This is a genomic window from Vibrio sp. OPT46 (genome assembly GCF_015163535.1).
GTDB classification, from domain to species: domain Bacteria; phylum Pseudomonadota; class Gammaproteobacteria; order Enterobacterales; family Vibrionaceae; genus Vibrio; species Vibrio alginolyticus.
Window position 1 is genome coordinate 1 of sequence record NZ_JADDYG010000371.1, and the last position, 336, is coordinate 336.

1 pseudogene is annotated in these 336 nt (G+C 39.0%); it reads right to left on the bottom strand.

Annotation, left to right across the window (positions count from 1 at the left end):
- Positions 1-96: 96 nt before the first annotated feature.
- A pseudogene (locus IQR33_RS17060) lies at positions 97-336 on the bottom strand (transcriptional regulator); the annotation flags it as partial.

Here is a 336-nt window from a genome sequence, read left to right on the forward strand (position 1 = left end):
AACTCTATAACTTGAAAGCCCCGCTTAGTGCGGGGCTTTTTGTATTTAGCAGTCTTATACGCAGAGCGTGTTTGTTTTATTCCTATTTAGCGTTTGTTATGATGCCGTTCTAGTACTGTTGCCTTTTAGGTCAATGGTCTTAAAGTCTGGTACCACTGACTTTTCAAATATTTCTATTTCTTCCTTCAACCATTGCGCAAACAATTGAGCTTTAGGTCTTTTTAAGTAGCCTTTTGGCGCACACAAGTAATACGCAAAGTTGGGCTTGATAGCGATATCTCCAATTCGGACCAATTTGCCAGAACGAAAATATTGATGAGCTAAACTGTGTTTTAC